Annotated in this window: 14 protein-coding genes; 8 read left to right on the top strand and 6 right to left on the bottom strand. The window is 66.5% G+C overall.

Translation table 11 applies throughout. The features are described 5' to 3' along the window. Nucleotides 1-56: 56 nt before the first annotated feature. Both MU582_02750 and MU582_02745 read left to right on the top strand, forming a co-directional pair. Entirely contained in the window at nucleotides 57-1,244 is a 1,188-nt protein-coding gene (locus MU582_02750; GenBank protein UPK75575.1) for a sensor histidine kinase, read from the top strand. A gap of 4 nt (nucleotides 1,245-1,248) precedes the next feature. Next, nucleotides 1,249-1,872: a response regulator transcription factor gene (locus tag MU582_02745; protein UPK75574.1), complete on the top strand. Its 624-nt coding sequence runs from the start codon at nucleotides 1,249-1,251 to the stop codon at nucleotides 1,870-1,872. Nucleotide 1,873: 1 nt separating this feature from the next. Here MU582_02745 and MU582_02740 read toward each other — a convergent pair whose 3' ends face one another. Then, on the bottom strand, nucleotides 1,874-2,464 hold the full coding sequence (locus tag MU582_02740; protein ID UPK75573.1) for a TetR/AcrR family transcriptional regulator: 591 nt from the start codon (nucleotides 2,462-2,464) through the stop codon (nucleotides 1,874-1,876). A 91-nt stretch (nucleotides 2,465-2,555) separates the two neighbouring features. On the opposite strand from MU582_02740, the gene MU582_02735 reads away from it, so the two are divergent. The 6 genes from MU582_02735 to MU582_02710 all read left to right on the top strand — a co-directional run bounded on the left by MU582_02735 (nucleotide 2,556) and on the right by MU582_02710 (nucleotide 10,551). Beyond that, the gene (locus tag MU582_02735) at nucleotides 2,556-3,500 is read left to right on the top strand and encodes an ABC transporter ATP-binding protein (protein ID UPK75572.1); all 945 of its coding nucleotides are present in this window, start codon (nucleotides 2,556-2,558) and stop codon (nucleotides 3,498-3,500) included. Continuing rightward, nucleotides 3,497-5,122, top strand: coding sequence for a hypothetical protein (locus MU582_02730; GenBank protein UPK75571.1), 1,626 nt, complete (start codon nucleotides 3,497-3,499; stop codon nucleotides 5,120-5,122). Before MU582_02735 ends, MU582_02730 begins: the two co-directional genes overlap by 4 nt. A 140-nt stretch (nucleotides 5,123-5,262) precedes the next feature. Next, nucleotides 5,263-5,874, top strand: a complete 612-nt coding sequence (locus tag MU582_02725; protein ID UPK75570.1) for a hypothetical protein — start codon at nucleotides 5,263-5,265, stop codon at nucleotides 5,872-5,874. 10 nt (nucleotides 5,875-5,884) lie between these two features. After that, nucleotides 5,885-8,050: a thiamine pyrophosphate-dependent enzyme gene (locus MU582_02720; GenBank protein UPK75569.1), complete on the top strand. Its 2,166-nt coding sequence runs from the start codon at nucleotides 5,885-5,887 to the stop codon at nucleotides 8,048-8,050. Nucleotides 8,051-8,186: 136 nt separating this feature from the next. Continuing rightward, nucleotides 8,187-9,647: a hypothetical protein gene (locus MU582_02715; protein ID UPK75568.1), complete on the top strand. Its 1,461-nt coding sequence runs from the start codon at nucleotides 8,187-8,189 to the stop codon at nucleotides 9,645-9,647. A gap of 76 nt (nucleotides 9,648-9,723) precedes the next feature. After that, nucleotides 9,724-10,551 (top strand): alpha/beta hydrolase, encoded by an 828-nt coding sequence (locus MU582_02710; protein UPK75567.1) that lies wholly within the window; start codon nucleotides 9,724-9,726, stop codon nucleotides 10,549-10,551. Here the strand turns inward: MU582_02710 and MU582_02705 are convergent. From MU582_02705 to MU582_02685, 5 genes are all read right to left on the bottom strand, one after another. Next, a complete protein-coding gene (locus tag MU582_02705) occupies nucleotides 10,537-11,313 on the bottom strand; it encodes a putative protein N(5)-glutamine methyltransferase (GenBank protein ID UPK75566.1) in 777 nt (258 codons plus the stop codon). The genes MU582_02710 and MU582_02705 overlap by 15 nt on opposite strands. Next, on the bottom strand, nucleotides 11,306-12,241 hold the full coding sequence (locus tag MU582_02700; protein UPK75565.1) for an aminotransferase class IV: 936 nt from the start codon (nucleotides 12,239-12,241) through the stop codon (nucleotides 11,306-11,308). Before MU582_02700 ends, MU582_02705 begins: the two co-directional genes overlap by 8 nt. Before the next feature lie 90 nt (nucleotides 12,242-12,331). Next, on the bottom strand, nucleotides 12,332-13,816 hold the full coding sequence (locus MU582_02695) for an HNH endonuclease (GenBank protein UPK75564.1): 1,485 nt from the start codon (nucleotides 13,814-13,816) through the stop codon (nucleotides 12,332-12,334). A gap of 354 nt (nucleotides 13,817-14,170) precedes the next feature. Continuing rightward, on the bottom strand, nucleotides 14,171-15,169 hold the full coding sequence (locus tag MU582_02690) for a LysR family transcriptional regulator (GenBank protein UPK75563.1): 999 nt from the start codon (nucleotides 15,167-15,169) through the stop codon (nucleotides 14,171-14,173). A gap of 35 nt (nucleotides 15,170-15,204) precedes the next feature. Then, nucleotides 15,205-16,329: a CoA transferase gene (locus tag MU582_02685; protein UPK77098.1), complete on the bottom strand. Its 1,125-nt coding sequence runs from the start codon at nucleotides 16,327-16,329 to the stop codon at nucleotides 15,205-15,207. Nucleotide 16,330 lies beyond the last annotated feature (1 nt).

Genomic DNA, 16,330 nt, shown 5'->3' with positions numbered 1-16,330 from the left:
GCGAATAGCCGAACGGATGATGCCGAGGTCCACTCATTTCGCTAGTGTCGACAGCTATGGACGGGTCGGCGCACGGACGCATCCGTCCCCTGCTCGGCGGTGTCGAACGCCTCGAGTCCTGGCTCCACGTCGCATTCGTGGTGCTCACGGTCACGTCCACGTGGCGATACCTCGATGGCCACGGCTTATCCGATCGCGGGCCGCTGGTCCTGTCCGGCGCGGTGCTACTGCTCTGCGCGTACGCGAGCTTCCGGCTGCTTCCCGCCGCGGCCTGGTGTTGCCTGGTCGTCGCCGTTTGGGTCGGCCTCACCGTGCTGGCGCCGTCGTTCTCCTGGTGTGCCGTCCCGCTCGCGTTCGTCGCGCTGCGGGTCCTCTCCTACGCCGCTGCGTACGTGGTCGTCGCGGTGATGGTCACGACGGTCGTCGTGTCGTGGTCGACGATGTCCGACTCTCTCGATCCCACGGTGATCGCCGGTCCGATCGCGATTGCCGTGCTCGCCGTCGGTGCCTACCGCGCGCTCGAACGACAAGCCGCAGAGCGCCAGCGGCTCCTCGACGAACTGCACGAGGCGCAAGGAGACCTCGCCGCAGCGCAACATCAGGCCGGGGTCGAGGCCGAACGATCCAGGCTGTCGCGGGAGATCCACGACTCCGTCGCGCAGGGCCTGTCGAGCATCAACCTGCTGTTGCAGGCAGCCGACCAGGACTGGGACACCCGCCCGTCTGCGGCGCGCAAGCATATGTCGCAGGCGGCGTTCACGGCACGCGACGGGCTCGACGAGGTACGCAGGGTCGTACGCGATCTGGCCCCGGCAGAGCTGAGCGGCGGCGCCGGCCTTCAGGCGGCGATCGAGCGCGCGACCGAGGAATCCGTACGCGGGCGGGTCGAGGTTTCGATGCGTGTTCATGGGCAGGCCGCCACGTTGCCTGGGCCGATCTCCACCGCCTTGGTACGCACCGTGCGCGGCGCTCTTGCCAACGTCATCGAGCACGCAAACGCGGACCGCGTCGCGGTGTCGCTGACGTACCAACCGGACTCGGTCACCCTCGACGTACGCGACGACGGTCGCGGCTTCGACCCGACGGCAGTACGCCCGGACGGTCGCGGGCGGGGCCGCGGACTGGCGGGCATCAGGGCCCGTATCGACGGGCTGGGCGGCAGTTTCGTCATCGAGTCCGCCCCCGGCGAGGGCACGGCACTCGCAGTGAGCATTCCGCTGGACGCCTCCATACAGGGAGAATGACCTGGTGATCCGCATCGTCCTCGTCGATGACCACCCCGTCGTACGCGCGGGGGTCCGGGCGCTGCTCGATGGACAAGACGACCTCACCGTCGTCGGTGAGGCGGCCGACGCCGCCTCGGCGACCGCGACGGTGCGGCAGACGAAGCCCGACGTCGTGTTGATGGATCTGAACCTCGGGGCCGGTTGCGGCGGTGCTGACGCGACGGCGACCGTACGCTCACTGCCCGATCCGCCACAGGTGTTGGTACTGACGACGTACGACACCGAGGCCGACATCCTGGCAGCGGTCGAAGCGGGTGCGGCGGGCTACCTGCTCAAGGATGCTCCGTCGGACGAGCTGTTCCGAGCGATCCGCGGCACCGCCCGCGGCGAGACTGTGCTCGCACCAGCAGTTGCAGCAACCCTCGTACGACGCGCGAGCTCGCCGGTGCCTACCCTGACCGATCGGGAGGTCGAGATCGTTGAGCTGCTGGCCAGGGGATTGGCGAACAAGGAGCTGGCCAAGCGACTCCTGGTCAGCGAGGCCACGGTCAAATCGCATCTGTCACACATCTACGGCAAGCTCGGCGTCGACACCCGTGCCGGTGCCGTAGCCGCAGCGATCGAGCGGCGCATCATCCGGACCTGACTCACCGCAGTTCGTCGGGCGTACCCCAGAGATGGCACAGCACCGTCTTCAGCTCGGCGAAGTCGGGCATCGGCCCGCCCGACCGCATCACCTCGATCGCCCAGGTGTCGAACGCCGGAAGCACGGTCGTCATGATCGTGACGAGCAGGGATCGGTCCACCGGGATGGTCACCAGCCCGATATCCGCGGCGTTCGCCACGAGGTCCTCGATCCAGCCGACGAACCGGCCACGACTCCGGTCGTAGAACGCCGCATCGATGAGCGCGAGGTCGGCCGGATGCTGCTCGATATGCGCCGCGATTCGCTCCGTGCTCCGCGCCAGCTCGGCCCAGAACGACGCGGCGTCGGCGACCGGCGGCCAGGTGCCGAGTACGTCACCGAAGCGCTGAGCGACCTCATCGAGCACGGCGTCGAGTAGGTCCTCTCGACCGTCGAAGTAGTTGTACGCCGACGAGCGGGAGATGCCCGCAGCGGCAATTATCTGGTTGTACGACGCGGCGTCGGTGCCCTTCTCCGCAAACGCCGTCAACGCTATGTCGAGGATGCGACGTTGCTCGTCAGCGGGAAGTCGGGTGAATCGAGGAAGCGGCACGGCAACGATCGTAGCCGCTGGACGGGTGGTGTGTACAAGTGGTACACATGATGTGTCGGGCGCGCCGTCCGACCCGGCAGATTGGACTCTCGTGACAACTCAGACAACCCCAGACGAGGTGGTCGTCGACATCAGCGCCCTGGAGAAGACCTTCGGCTCCTTCCGGGCTCTCGACGGCCTCGACCTGCACATACGCCGCGGCGAGGTGCATGGCTTCCTCGGCCCGAACGGAGCAGGAAAGTCGACGACGATCCGCATCCTGCTCGGGCTCGTACGCGCGAGCGGCGGTCAGGCGAGGTTGTTCGGAGGCGACCCGTGGCAGGACGCCGTACGACTGCATCGCAACCTCGCGTACGTGCCGGGCGACGTCTCGCTGTGGCCGGGCATGAGCGGCGGTGAATGCATCGACGTTCTCGCATCGGTCCACGGCGGGCTCCCCGCCGGCCGGCGTGCGGACCTGATCGATCGCTTCGACCTCGATCCGACCAAGCGCAGCGATGACTACTCGAAGGGCAACCGGCAGAAGGTCGCCCTCGTCGCAGCATTGGCCGCCGAGGTCGACCTGCTCGTGCTGGACGAGCCGACCTCGGGCCTCGACCCGCTGATGGAGAAGGTGTTCCAAGACACCGTCCGCGAGCGTACGAGCGAAGGTACGACCGTGTTGTTGTCGAGCCACATCCTGTCCGAGGTCGAGGCGCTTGGCGACCGAGTCACCATCATCCGCAAGGGCAAGACCGTGACCTCCGGGACTCTCTCCGAGATGAGAAGGCATACGCGTACTTCGGTGCATGCGGTGACCAAGGTCGATCCGGTCGAGATCGTGAACCTCGGGGGGGTTCACGATCTGACAACGACTCCGGTCGACGATCGTTTCGATGTCACGTTCAAGGTCGATACAGACCACGTCGACGAAGCGATCGGCCTTGTGCACGCGGCCGGCCTGCACTCGCTGACGGTGGAGCCGCCGAGCCTCGACGACCTGTTCCTCAGCAGCTACTACGGCGCCGACTCCGCATCGACGGAAGCCGGAGCATGAGTACGCGAGCCGCAACCGTCGAAACGGCGACGCTCTCGGAGCGCGGCGGGCTCCGAATCATGCTGGCCACGCACTGGCGAAGCGGCAGGCGTGCCCTGCTCATCTGGGTGATCGCGATGATCGCGCTCTTCGCGTCGACCGCGTGGTCGCTCGACAGCGTCTACAACACCCCCGCGAAGGTCGCCGAGTATGCGGCCGGTGTGAGCGGGTCCGACAGCTCGACGCTCGCCATCAACGGCCGCCCGCATGGCGTCGACAACATCGGCGGCGTCATCGGCTACGAGTACGGCTTCATGAGCTCGATCGCCATCCCGCTGATGGGCGTACTGCTGATGGCGCGCTGGACTCGACGAGAAGAGGAGAGCGGTCGACTGGAGATGATCCGCGCCGGCGCCGTCTCGCGCCGGGCGCCGCTGGCCGCCGCACTCACCTGGACGGTCGCGGCTCTCGCAGTCACCGCAGTCGGCTTCGTACTCTCGCTCGTCACGATCGGAGTGTCGTCGTCGGACGCCTCGGCGTACGCCGTCGCGCAAGCGGCGCTCGGCGTCTGGTTCGCCGCGGTCGCAGCGCTCGCCGCGCAACTCGCCGAACGTACCCGCGGCGTGTACGCGATGACCATCGGCGTACTCGCCGTCGCCTTCGTGCTCCGTGGCGTCGGAGCCGTCGAGCACAACTTCATCACCTGGCTCACGCCGCTCGGCTGGACCGACGAGGTACGCGCGTTCGCCGACGACACCCGCTGGTGGCCGATCGCGATCACCGTCGGAACAGCTGTCGCGGTCGCAGCGGCGGCGTTCGCCGTACTCGAGCGCCGCGACCTGGGCAGCGGGGTGCTCATCGCCCGACCGGGACCGACCGCTGCAAGCCGTTCGGTCCTGGGCAACGTCGGACTCGCAGCACGGATGCACCGCGGCCTCGTGATCGCGTGGGCGGTCGTCGGCATCCTCGTCGGTGCATCGTTCGGGTCGGTCATCGACGCGATCGAGGACGTCGCATCGGACAACACTGCATTGCAGGACGTGATGGCCGGCGGATCCGACCAAGCCGATGCGTTCGTCGCCTTTGTGGTGATGATCGTGGCGCTCGTCGTCGCCGGATACGCAGTCGCGGCCGCGAGCCGGGTGAGTGAGGAGGAACGAGAAGGACGCCTCGAACCCGTCCTCGCCGGATCGCTCGGCAGGACACGCTGGCTGCTCGGTCACCTACCCGCGATCTGCGGAGGCATCGTGTTCGTCACGCTCGCGAGCGGCCTTGCCCTCGGGGTTGGCGTCGCTGCATCCGAAGGTGATTCGAGTCAGCTCACGAGGATGCTCGGGGCGACGTTCGCGTACCTCCCCGCGACTCTCGCACTCGCCGCGTTGGCCGTACTGCTCTACGCGGCCAAGCCGTCGCTGCAACCGATCGGCTGGGCTGTCTACGCGTACTTCGCCGTGGTCGCGACCCTCGGCGATACGTTGCAGCTACCCGACTGGGCCATGAACCTTTCGCCGATGCACTGGGTCGGCCGGGTCCCGACGGAGTCGGTGGCGACCTGGGCGCTCGGCGCGGCGCTCGCGCTTGCGATCGCATTCGGCGCCTCGGCGCTCGCCTGTCTGCGGCGGCGGGATATCCCCTCCACCTAGTGCTCTGCACTAGTGACCTGCACTAGTGACCTGGATTCGTTGGTACGCGCCGAAGTGAAACCCAACGCGGATGTCCTGCATCAAAGTGCGCGCCGGCAACCCAGCCGGCCGCATCCAGGACTATCCCGCGGAGGGCAACCATGTCGACGCTGCTGCAGCAGCCAGTTCTCGTCGTCGAGCGCAAGGAGGTCTGCTCCGATCATGCGATCGTCGACCGCGAAGGAAACTCGATCGGGCACGTACGCCGCGTCGAGCAGTCCGCTGCACGTAAGGCGTTTCGGCTGGTATCGAAGATCGACGAGTACCTCAGTCACCAGTTCGAGGTGGTCGACCAGGACGGCGATGTCACGCTACGGCTGGACCAGCCGGCCCGCTTCGTACGCGCTCAGCTCGTCGTCAGCGACGCCACAGATCGTGAGGTCGGGGAGGTGACGCAGCTGAACTCCGTCGGCAAGATCCGGTTCGGACTCACCAGCGGCGGCACCCCGGTGGGCGAGCTGCGTACTCGGAACGCGAAGCAGCATGCGTTCGACATCCTCGACGTGAAGGAACGACCGATCGGTTCGGTGCAGGGCACGTACCCGCGCGGCACCAGTGCAAGCACCGTCGGATGCGCGATCACGTTGCAGCCCGACGTGGAAGGTCCGCTACGTACGCTCGCGATCGCGGCGGGTATCGGACTCGACCTCTCCCTGCAGCGGCAGGAGCCCTCCGGATCGGACCCCTGCCGATCTGCATCGCCGACCCGGTAAGAATGGCTGCATGGCACGTACCGACCCAGCCGCCGACGTCGACCGTCATCTCCTTGACGCGATCCGTGGCATCGATCCCGCGTCCGTCGCCGAATCCGATGCCGACGGCAAGCGACTGCTGGCGCTGTTCGACGCTCAAGCCGGCAGCCGCCACGTTGACCTCGCTGCCCGAGACCTCGGTCGGCGAGGCCTCGGCTACTACAGCATCGGCTCGGCGGGCCATGAGTCGAACGCCGCGGTTGCGGCCGCGTTGCGGCCCTCCGATCCCGCACTGCTGCACTACCGCTCCGGCGCGTTCTATGTGGAGCGAGCGGGTCAACTACCCGGCCAGCATCCACTTCGCGACATGCTGCACGGCATCGTCGCGTCCGTCGACGACCCCATCTCGGGCGGACGCCACAAGGTGATCGGCAACGCCGACCTGTCCGTGATCCCGCAGACCTCGACAATCGCATCGCACCTGCCTCGTTCGGTCGGGCTGGCCTTCGCGCTCGGCAGAGCACAACAGCTCGGCGTCGTCTCCGAGTGGCCGCCCGGCTCGGTCGTGGTCTGCAGCTTCGGCGACGCCTCGGCCAACCACTCCAGCACTGTCGGCGCAATCAACGCGGCATTACATGCGAACTACCAAGGCGCTCCGATGCCGCTGCTGCTTGTCTGCGAGGACAACCAGATCGGCATCAGCGTCCCGACGCCGGCCGACTGGATCGAGCGCACCTACGCCGATCGCGAAGGCCTCGCATACTTCTCCGCAGACGGGCGCGACCCACTCGGCTGCCTCGAAACCGCCGCGGCCGCCGCAGACTGGGTACGCAACCGCAGGTCGCCGGCGTTCCTGCACCTGCGCACCGTCCGCCTGATGGGTCACGCGGGATCCGACGTCGAGTCCGCGTACCGGCGCCAGTCCGCGATCGTCGACGAGTACGCGCGCGATCCGCTGCTCGGCACAGCGCGCGCACTCGTCGCGTCCGGTGTGTCGACCCCCGACGAGATCGTGGACCTGTACGAGGCAAAGCGCAGCGAGGTCGCCGCACTCGTCGACGAGGTGCTCACGAGCCGCCGGCTGGAGAGTCCCGACGAGGTCATGTCGTCGATCGCAAAATCGTCTCCTGAGTCGGTCGCACGACGCGTCACCGAGGTCACGACGACGGCAGACGACACTCCGCTGACTCTTGCGCAGTCGATCAATCGGGCGCTTGCCGACGAGCTCGCGTACGACAAGCGGGTGATCGCGTTCGGCGAGGACGTCGGCCGCAAGGGTGGTGTCTACGGCGTGACGCGCGGCCTGCAGAAGGAGTTCGGCGCACGACGGGTCTTCGACACGCTGCTCGACGAGCAGAGTGTGCTCGGCACGGCGCTCGGTGCGGGCCTCGCCGGTCTACTGCCCGTACCCGAGATCCAGTACCTCGCGTACCTGCACAACGCCGCCGATCAGCTGCGCGGCGAGGCGAGCACGCTGAGCTTCTTCTCGAACGGTCGGTACCGCAACCCGATGGTCGTACGCATCGCCGGGTACGCGTACCAGAAGGGATTCGGGGGTCACTTCCACAACGACAACGGGGTTGCCGCGCTGCGCGACATACCCGGGCTGGTGATCGCATCGCCGGCGCGCCCCGACGATGCGGCCGCCATGATGCACACCTGCGTCTCGGCGGCCGGCGTCGATGGCCGGGTGTGCGTGTTCCTGGAGCCGATCGCGCTGTACCACACCAAGGATCTCCACGACGATGACGACGGCGAATGGCTCGCCGCCTACCCCGACCCGGCAGACCCGACCACGCACGTGCCGATCGGCTCTGCTCGTACGTACGGCGAAGGCTCCGATCTGACCATCGTCACCTTCGGCAACGGCGTACGAATGAGTCTGCGCGCAGCGCGACGGCTGGCCGAGCAGGGAGTCGATGCCCGAGTGCTCGACCTGCGGTGGCTCGCTCCCCTGCCCGTCCAGGACCTCCTCGATGCCGCACGCGCCACGGGACGAGTACTCGTCGCCGACGAGACGCGGCGCACGGGCGGAGTGTCCGAGCAAGTCATCACGGCGCTCGTTGACGGCGGGTTTACCGGACCGCTCGTCCGGGTCGCAAGCGAGGACAGCTTCGTACCACTCGGCGACGCGACCCGGCACGTGCTGCTGGACGAGGACACGATCGTCTCTGCCGCGCGCTCCCTCACCGGCTGATCCGCGCCCTTAGCGGCGCATGAGCCGATCGGCTCTTACACTCCGAACAGCGCAGACTCTCGGGAGTTCCACGTCGCTGTGCGATCGATGTCGCGGCACCGATCGGGCGTGGGCATGCGCTGTCTCGGAGGAATGAATGAGGTACTACGCGTACTACCCGACGGATCCGGCCGCTCTTCGCACGATGGCAGGCGAAGCGCGAAAGTCGGGCAAGGCCGTCCATGACGTGAGCGGCATCGTGGCTCAACAGCATGAGAAGGCAGTGTCGGCGGCCGACGGCGAGCTCGTGACCAACTTTTCGGCCCTGTTGAAGCCGACCAACAAGGACGCAGCTCAGGTCAACCGCACGGCCATCTGGGCCGGGCTGCAGGTCGAGCGATTCTGTGACGCCATCGAGCGCTACAACAACACGAGCGTCGATCCGATGTCGATCTCGAGGCTCAATGCCCGGGTCCAAGAGATCATTGCCGCCGGAGGAGTCGCCGAGGCTGACTGTCTGCCGGCCACTCCGGCGTCGACCGACATCCAGGATCTGGTCACCACGAACCCCATCACCGATCCACCCGACCTCGAGGCAGCAGAGCAGAAACGACTCGACGATGAACATCGACGGCTCGAGGCCGAGCTCGATGCGGCCGCGCGGAGTGTCGCTACCGCGATCGACACGGGCCCGACGGACGGTGCAATCCTGCGCGCCTGGCAGAACGGGAACCTCCCCGCGTGGGCAGCGTTGGCATGGCCGGAGCTCGACCTCACCAAGGTCCCCATCAAGGGGGTCAGCACTGATTTGCTCGAGGTCGAAGCCGACGATTTCCCCGACATCCTCAGCGATCCAGAAGACCCGCGTACGGATGAGGAGCTGGAATGGCTGTGGCTGAACTTCCCCGAGGAGATGCAGCAGTTCGCCGATGACTGGAATCCGAAGGATCACATCATTCCCGCCGGTCATTCGCCCGAGGGGATGGATTCGGACGACGGCTGGATCCAGGGCCCGGACGGACGTTGGTACCCGGTTGAGGTCCCGTACGGGCCCGCCGACAACACACAGACGATCCACAACTTCGGGTGGACCAACCTCTACAGCCACCTCACGGACATCGAGCTCGGCCAAGACCTGGCGGTGCTGTTGCCGCTCGGTCCGCCGCCACAGATCGGGCCGCAACCGGTGCAGGACGATCAGACGAACTACTGGGCGATCGACGCGAACGGGAATCTCGTCAACGCCGGCGGTCCCGAAGCGCCGACCGGGACGATCAAACCGCAGCCGGGCGGGCCCTATCCCGAAACTGCCCGCGAGTCCGGCGACCTTGACGATGTGCTCGGTCCGAATCCGCGACTCGACAAGTTCCAACGGATGGGCGCCCGTCTCGACCTCGCCATCGTCGCCGGGGAGAACGTCCTGTACAACCAACAGCTCGCGGCGAACAACGAGTACGCAGGCAACTTCGTGTTCCAGGAGACCCCCGACGGCGAGACGCGCGTCGTGATCGACCTCGGCCAGGCGATGGTCGACGGATCCGGCAACGACTCGTACAAGCGAATCTTCGGGATCCTCACCGAGCAGGGAACCTTCGACGAGGCACCGCTCAAGGAGTAGTCCCGAGGGGTGGCGCGGTCGTCGACCGGGTGCGCTGCGTGCGTACCTGTCACACCGCCGCGGCAGGATGGGCGCCATGATCGACCACACTCTGACCGAGAGCTTCGAGTGGCGCGGGCGCACTGTCGCCTGGGACCGCATCGGGTCCGGTCCCGCAGTGGTGATGTGCCATGGCACGCCTTGGTCGTCGGCGCTCTGGCGCGCGTACGCCGAGGCATTCGCCCGCGATCACACCGTCTACCTGTGGGATATGCCCGGCTACGGACAATCGTCGATGCACCCCGAGCACGCCGTCGACCTCGGTACGCAGGCCGAGCTGTTCGCCGATCTGCTCACGTACTGGGAGTTGCCCCGGCCAGACGTCGTCGTCCACGACTTCGGCGGGGCCGTGTCTCTGCGCGCACACCTCCTGCATGGGGCGCAGTATGCATCGCTCGCACTCGTCGACGTGGTGGCTCTGCGTCCGTGGGGGTCGCCGTTCTTCCGGCTGGTCGCGCAGCACGCCGACACCTTCGCCTCCCAGCCGTCTGCCGTGCATCGCGGTGCGCTCGAGGCGTACATCGAGTCGGCGAGTGGCCAAGGTCTGACAGAGGATCAACGCGAGCTGCTGACCGCGCCATGGCTCACCGAGGATGGTCAGCCGGCGTTCTATCGCCAGATCGCGCAGGCCGATGAGCGATTCACCGCCGAAGTCGAGGAGCGTTACGGCGAGCTGGAGATGCCGGTGCTCGTCGTGTGGGGTGCCGACGACGCTTGGATTCCGGTCGATCGCGCGCATCGGCTGGCCGAGCTGATCCCCAGCGCAGAGCTAGAGATCATCGCGGGCGCCGGACACCTGATCCAGTTCGATCAGCCCGTCCGACTCGCGGTCGCCCTGCAGCGGTGGCTCTCAGCGCGGCGCTGACCCGACCACGGCCGTACCGTCGACATCCTCGGCGCGGGCGACCTTGGCCTCCAGCCTGTTGCGGGTGAAGGCGTCCATCGTCAACAGCACCTGACGCTCACTGGTCTCGATGATCAGGTGCCCGCCGGGCGCGAGCCAGTCGCGTACGCCGTCGGCTATTCGCCGGTGGAGGTCGACGCCGTCGGGGCCACCTTCGAGCGATTCGCGTGGCTCGTACTCTCGCGCTTCGGGTGGCATCGTCGCGATCGCATCGGTCGGTACGTACGGCGCGTTGGCGACGAGAACGTCGACGCGGCCGCGCAGCGACTCGGGCACCGAGTCGAACAGGTCGGACTCGTACGCCTTCCCCCCGACGCTCGCGAGGTTGCGTACCGCACAACGTACGGCTGCCGGGTCGAGGTCTGCGGCATGAACCTCGACACCGTCTGACTCGGCGGCGACCGCGGTCGCGACGGCAGCGACTCCGCAGCAGAGTTCGAGGACCACTCCGCCGGGCCGGATGACGTTGAGCGTCTCTCGTACGAGCACTTCGGTGCGCCGGCGCGGGACGAACAACCCGTCGTCAACGGCAATGCGCAGACCGGCGAACTCGACCCAGCCGAGTAGGTGCTCGAGCGGGGTGCCGGATACGCGCTGCTCGACCATTGCGGCAAGCTGCTCCGCCGATTGCGCGGCTTCGGTCAGCAACTGCGCCTCGTCCTCGGCGAACACGCACCCCGCCCGGCGCAGCGACTCGACGATCGCGGGCGGCGGCTCAGCCATTCGTCGCAAACGCCTGATAGTCGACGGTGGTCACGTAGCGCGGATCGGAGTGCGCCTTCCAGTACGCATCACGCAGCTGGCTCGTCACCGGGCCGGCGCGCCCATCACCGACGGGCACTCCGTCGATCGAGGTGATGGGCATGATGCCACCGGCCGTCGAGGTAGCGAACAGCTCAGCTGCGTTGCGCAGCGAGGATTCCTCGACATCAGTGATTCGAGTCGCCACACCGTGCTCGGCAGCGACCTCGAGCACAGTGCGCCTGGTGATGCCTTCGAGTACGCCAGTCGCGGGTGTGATCAGCTCGTCGCCGGTCAGCGCGAAGACGTTGTAACCGGGGCCTTCGGTGATGTACCCGCGATGATCGAGCAGGATCGGATGCTGCCCTCCACGGTCGTACGCCTCGAACAGACCGCGGGTGAGGTCACCCCAGTGGAAGTTCTTCACAGTCGGGTCGATGGAGTCGGACGGGATCCGGCGGGTCGAGCGCACGATCACGGCGTCCATGCCCGCTTCGGTGTCTTCCGGCCGCAGGATCCATACGTACGGGATGGCGTACGCATAGAGCCGGTTGGGGTACGTACGTGGATCGCGTGACCCTGCGGGCGGAATGCCGCGCGTACACATGACCTCGACGTACGACTCCCGCAGTCCGGACACCGCAACCAGGCGAGTCAGTACGTCGGCGATTTCGGCGCGCCCGAGTGGGACCTGCATCCGGAGTTGCTCGCATCCGCGCAGGAAGCGGTCGAGGTGATCGTCGAGCCGGAAGAACCCGCCGTCCCAGACCGCAACAACGTCGTAGGTGACGTCGGATCGGGTCAAACCCGTGTCCAGTAAGGGGATTCGCGCATCCGCGACCGGAACCAGCTGACCATCCACATACGCCGCGCCATGCGAGAAGTCCGATTCGGGCGTGTTGTCTGCCATCACTACCTCCGTCGGCTTCGACAGCTTCCGGTCAGAGCATACGCATGCCGATCAGCCCGCCGGGGCGGGCTGATCGGTGACCCGAATTTGCTAGGTGCGGTGGGTGAGGTGTGCGTAGAGGTGTTGCTCGCCGGGTGAGCGTTGGTCTGGTGTGAGTGGGGTGAGCCAGCTAGCGTCGATCCGTGGTTTCGGTACCGATGGTTCGGGCTCGTCGCCGGTTTCGGCGGTGTGGCGGATTTTGGCGATGAGGTCGCGGATGCGTTGTTTCGTGATGCGGGCGTGGTCGTCGATCACGGCGCCGGTGGAGCGGTGGAATGTGAACCCGCCGTGGCCGTCGGCTTTGATGATCAGCTTGTTCTGGTGGACGAGGTGGTGGCAGCCGCCGCAGATCCCGACCAAATTGGACAGGTCGGTACGCCCGCCGTCGCGGTTCCACCAGTTGACGTGGTGGAACTCCAGGAAGGTGGAGCCGCAGCCGGGGTTGGCGCAGATGCCGTCTTGTCTGGCGGTGATCGCTTTGCGTTGCGCTGTCGTGGCGAGGCGGCTGGTACGCCCGACGTTCAGGATGTTGGCCTGCGGGACCGGGCCGTTCGTCGTGCCGTGGGTGAGGATGCCCGACGTGTCGGCGCCGCAGGTGAGGTAGCCCAGCAGTTGCGGCCCGATGGGGCCGAACCCGACCAACGTCGCCGGACGTGCACCAGGCAGACGCAGCAGGGTTTCGAGGTCGGCCAGGACCAACAGAGTGGTGTCCGCGCGCCGACGCGGCCTCGACGGCTCCTGCTCGGATGACTCACCAGGCTGCTCGTCGGCGGACTGCTCGGACTGCTTATCTGCCGGCTGCTGCTGTTCGGTCGGGGGTGGGGTGTTTTGGTCGTCGAGCATCCGTCCGAGTCCGTCGACCCTCCGGTCGGACGGTGCGCGGTCGTCGCCGTCGTACTCAGGCATTGACACGGTTTTGGCCCATCGGGCGAACTTTGCTCCGGTGACGGGGTCGAGCATCCCCGACACATAAAACCCGTCACCGCATTTGTCGACCCGGATGTCGCGTTTGTTCATCCCCCGCTGATACGCCTTATCGCGTTCTTCACAGTTCACGATGTCGTTCAGCTCGTTGATCGCGACCCGCAGATCACGCGGCTCACAGTTCCGTGCGAGTGGGACGAGGACGTCTTGCAGGTCGCTCATGATGTCCGCACCGACTTTGGTGACCCCGACGGTGAACTCGTCGACATGCGTACCCCGAATCTGACCGGCATCCAGAGCGGCGGCGACCTTCGGCAACGTCTTCAAGGTCTGTCCGGCTTTGGTGTGCCGCCGCGACTCACCCAACCCCATGCGCAACTCTTGGCGAGCCCACCCAGCGACCGTGGACGCACCGTCGGACTTGTGGGCCTCAGACTCTTTCAGCTGCGCGAACAGCGAGGCGCGTACCCCGTCGAGCAAATCCAACGCCGCTTGCAGGTCACGCAACGACTGGCACAGCTGCTCATCGGTCGCGAGGCCAATGAGCTCGGAAGCGTCCGCAGCCTGCCGCGCCTGATCGTGGAGGCGGGTGTAGGTCTGCGGTTCGAACATGGAACCTATTGTATCGCACAGAAGTTCGAGGAGCAAGAGCTGAGAGGGTCGAATCACCTTGTTTTGTTGGGAAAACGGGATCGTGGCGAAGTGCGGAAACTGTGAAGGTCCCAGGGAAAATGGGGCGGGATGGTCGCGGGAAGGCGGCCACCAGTCGCGTACCCGGCGTCGTCGCCGCCAAAGAAGAGAACCGCAGCGGTGGGGAAACGATGAAGGACGCAACCGAAGTAGGCGGGGGAACTGTGAAAGGAGCAACCGGCGGAGCGGACGGGTGGACGCCCAGTCGGCTCCCGGCAGGCTAAGAGGCCTGTGCACTTCTGCTCATCGGAGTCGGCCACATGAACCACCCGGCCCCTACTGAGTGGGTTCGGTCCCAGCTCGGCGTCGATATGCCCTCTCGATCAGGTCATCGGCTTCGACGGCGGCATCCAGCAGCTTCATTCCTTGCGAGGTTCGCTTGCCGACTGCTCGGTGCCAACGCTGAATGTTGTCGATGCTCAGATCGAGGAACCGCTGAGCCGGGGGCGTGAGCGAGGTCGTCGGAGTAATGGCATAGATATCGCGAGTCGGAGGCGGGTCCAGCATGCGCAGCACAGCACCACGTCGTCGCGCTTCCATGGCCTGGCGCATCGGTAGCAGCGCTGCGCCCGCGCCAGAGGTGAGCAGAGGAAGTAGGTCTCCGGATTCACTGATGTCCACGACCACGTTCGGATCGATCCCGTGCTCATCGCGGATCGTCGCCAAATAGCTACGCCCGATTCCACGATCTACAACCATCGGCAAGCCGTTGAGCATCGGCAAGGGCACCGGGTCCGGGAGATCTCTGCCCCAGCCGAGCGGGAGAGCCAGGACGATTTCTCCCTTCCCGATGTGTGCACACTTCACTCCGGGCTGGGTCATCGGGCTAACGGTGTAAGCGACCTCAGCGGCTCCGGACCGTATGAGTGCCGCGATTTCACCGGTGTCACCATCGTGTTGGGTGAGTCGCACCGTGATCTGCGGATGCTGACGCCGGAAGTCACCGACCCAAGCGGCCAGAAAGCTCGATGTCAGCGACGCGGAGACCGCGAGGTCGACCCGGCCGCCGGATAGCCCCCGGTATCCCGCGGCGACACTGCGCGCATGGATGAGATCGCGCATCACCTGACGCGCGGGCCCGACAAGCGCCTCTCCCGCGGGCGAGAGCACCAGGCCCCTCCCCACTCGTCGGAACAGCTCGACGCCGATGCTCTCTTCTAGTCGGCGAATTACCTGCGACAGCGACGGCTGTGCCAGATAGAGCGCAGATGCCGCGCGGGTGATTCCGCCGTGGTCCACCACGGCTAAGAAGCACTCGAGTTCACGCAGGTTCATTCCTCGCGTCGGCCCCGCCGCGTCCTCTTGGGGCTTCACTGGCGTCGCACCGACTCGCTATCGGCTCCGATACCAGCGACCGACAAGCCAGTGCGCGCTGCCGACCCATCGAGACTGAACGGAAGGCCCGGGACCGCAAAGTCGCGACCCTCCGTATCTCGCGCCGTAACGAACACCTCGCTTGCGGCGATATCTGTAGCGGTCTTCACATCGGCGAAGGTCCGGACCGCAGCGGCCACCAGGCCGATCGCACCCAAACGCCGCACGCACTCCTCGGTGGTGAAGCCGCGGAGGACTGCTGAAATCTCGGCCAGCAACTCAGCACGATGCCGCACCCTGGCATCGTTGTCGGCGAAGCGCGGATCGGTTGTCATCCATGGCTTCTCCAAGAAGGCACACAGACGTGAGAAGTGCTCCGACGTGTACGCGGATAGAACGATCTCACCATCAGCGGTCGTGACGAGGTCAGCTGCCGGCGCGACGGTAGCTTGCCCGTTCCCTTTACGACGAGGTTGCGTACCCGACGCGTGCCACTCGCCCCACAGCGCCGACTGCATGTGGATGGCGACATCGACGAGAGAGATGTCCGCGTGGCCGCCTTTGCCGGTTCGCTCGCGGCGGAACAGAGCGGCGAGGACGGCTTGCACTACCGCATAGCTCGCCCCGACGTCGGCGATCGGGAAACCCACACGCTGCGGCTCACCGGTGCGCTCGCCCGTGACCGACATGAGCCCGCTCTCGGCCTGGGCAGCGATATCGAGACCGGCCCGATCGGCGGAGGGTCCCTTTCGGCTGAACCCGGAGATCGCCACGTGGATCAGTTGCGGATTGGCTGCCGTCAGGCGCTCCCGGTCGAGTCCAAGCCGTTCCATCGCCCCTGCACGCAGATTTTGCACGACAACGTCAGCTGCGCCGATGAGATCCAGCGCTACGCTGCGCTCCTCCGGGTCCTTGAGATCGAGGACCACGGAACGCTTGCCCCGGTTGTACGCACACACGATGCCCTCGCCGTACGCACCGATGGAACGAGCCTGATCGCCGGACGGTGGCTCGACCTTGACGACCTCTGCGCCCAGATCAACCATGATCTGGGTGGCGGCCGGAGCAGCTATGTAGTGGCCGAACTCAATGACACGAATCCCTTCCAGGGGCCCACTCATC

Source organism: Nocardioidaceae bacterium SCSIO 66511, assembly GCA_023100825.1.
Taxonomy (GTDB): domain Bacteria; phylum Actinomycetota; class Actinomycetes; order Propionibacteriales; family Nocardioidaceae; genus Solicola.
Note: the sequence above shows the minus strand (reverse complement) of the source record. Positions and strands in the feature narration are given on the sequence as shown.

Coding starts and splice junctions, on each gene's coding strand:
- MU582_02700 (UPK75565.1), bottom strand. CDS start 12,241: ATGGCAGACAACACGCCCGAATCGGACTTCTCGCATGGCGCGGCGTAT.
- MU582_02710 (UPK75567.1), top strand. CDS start 9,724: ATGATCGACCACACTCTGACCGAGAGCTTCGAGTGGCGCGGGCGCACT.
- MU582_02750 (UPK75575.1), top strand. CDS start 57: ATGGACGGGTCGGCGCACGGACGCATCCGTCCCCTGCTCGGCGGTGTC.
- MU582_02705 (UPK75566.1), bottom strand. CDS start 11,313: ATGGCTGAGCCGCCGCCCGCGATCGTCGAGTCGCTGCGCCGGGCGGGG.
- MU582_02685 (UPK77098.1), bottom strand. CDS start 16,329: ATGAGTGGGCCCCTGGAAGGGATTCGTGTCATTGAGTTCGGCCACTAC.
- MU582_02695 (UPK75564.1), bottom strand. CDS start 13,816: ATGTTCGAACCGCAGACCTACACCCGCCTCCACGATCAGGCGCGGCAG.
- MU582_02725 (UPK75570.1), top strand. CDS start 5,263: ATGTCGACGCTGCTGCAGCAGCCAGTTCTCGTCGTCGAGCGCAAGGAG.
- MU582_02690 (UPK75563.1), bottom strand. CDS start 15,169: ATGAACCTGCGTGAACTCGAGTGCTTCTTAGCCGTGGTGGACCACGGC.
- MU582_02730 (UPK75571.1), top strand. CDS start 3,497: ATGAGTACGCGAGCCGCAACCGTCGAAACGGCGACGCTCTCGGAGCGC.
- MU582_02715 (UPK75568.1), top strand. CDS start 8,187: ATGAGGTACTACGCGTACTACCCGACGGATCCGGCCGCTCTTCGCACG.
- MU582_02720 (UPK75569.1), top strand. CDS start 5,885: ATGGCACGTACCGACCCAGCCGCCGACGTCGACCGTCATCTCCTTGAC.